General features: G+C 60.8%; 1 protein-coding gene. It reads right to left on the bottom strand.

Annotation, left to right across the window (positions count from 1 at the left end; all coding sequences use genetic code 11):
* On the bottom strand, window positions 1-1,176 hold a 1,176-nt coding region (gene aceK, locus AC1D1X_RS23845; RefSeq protein WP_477699417.1), incomplete at its 3' end, for a bifunctional isocitrate dehydrogenase kinase/phosphatase.
* Window positions 1,177-1,200: the final 24 nt, after the last annotated feature.

Genomic DNA, 1,200 nt, shown 5'->3' with positions numbered 1-1,200 from the left:
GCGCGGAAAGGCCACTTCGCTGTATTCCTGCGTGTCGGCCATGCGGCCCACGCGATCATGCTGCTTGACCAGCAGGTACTTGCCCTTGATCTGCTCGCGCGTGGTGTCTTTTTGCGGCGGGTAGTAGTCCTTGATGACCTTGAACACGTAGGGGAACGAGGGCAAGTCGAACACCAGCATGACCATGCCCTTGATGCCGGGCGCAATGCGGAACTTGTCGGTGGAGTGCCGCAGGTGGTACAGAAAGTCGCGGTAGAAAAGCGTCTTGCCCTGCTTGGCCAGGCCCAGCGCGTTGTAGATTTCAGCGCGCGGCATGTGCGGCATCATGCTGCGCAAAAACTGCACGTAGGCTGACGGGATGCCCATGTCGACCATGAAGTAGGCGCGGGCAAAGCTGAACAGGATGAGCAAATCATCTTCACCAAACAGCGCGGCGTCGATGACCAGTTTACCGGCCTTGTTGTGCARCACCGGCAGTGCAAACGGCACTTCGTTGAAGCCGTTGATGATCTTGCCCACAACGTACGCGCCCTTGTTGCGGAAAAACAGGCTGGTGAGTACCTGGATCTGGAAGTTGGCGCGCAGCTTGACGTCGGTGAGCCGCCCGCTGATGGCTTCAAGCACATAACCCGCGTCGCGCTCGAGGTTGTCAAACGGCAGGCGCAGGTCGAAGTCGCGCACCAGCTGCAGCAGCACCTCGCGCATGTTGTCGCGGGTGGGGTAGTAGGCGCGGTAGGTCGGCTGCGACACCAGCTCGTCGTTCTCGATGTATTCGGTGCTGACGGYGGGCCGCACGAAGATGAAGTCGTTCTGGAAGTAGCTGCGGTGCAGGATCTTGGTGGTGACCGAATTGAAAAACGTTTCGGCCAGCTCGGGCTGGTGGTGATTGACCAGCAGGCCGATGTAATGGAGCTTGACCTGCTGCCAGACGTCCATGGGCTGGTCGCCGGCCTTGAACTCGCGCTCCAGGCGCATGGACGCTTCGCGCACGCGCAGGTCGTAGAACTCGATGCGTTCGCGCTGCGCGCGCTGCTGGCCGTGCCAGTCTGCCGTTTCAAAGCGGTGCTTGGCGCGCGCGGACTCGGTTCGGAACAGTTGGTAGTGGCGGTTAAAGCCGTCCATCATCGCCTTGGCGATGTCGTAGGCAATGCTCGAGTCCAGGCGCTGGGGGAACATGGCTTGCTGTGCGCCGTTCAGACC

It is taken from the genome of Polaromonas sp. P1_G4 (assembly GCF_056405475.1).
Note: the sequence above shows the minus strand (reverse complement) of the source record. Positions and strands in the feature narration are given on the sequence as shown.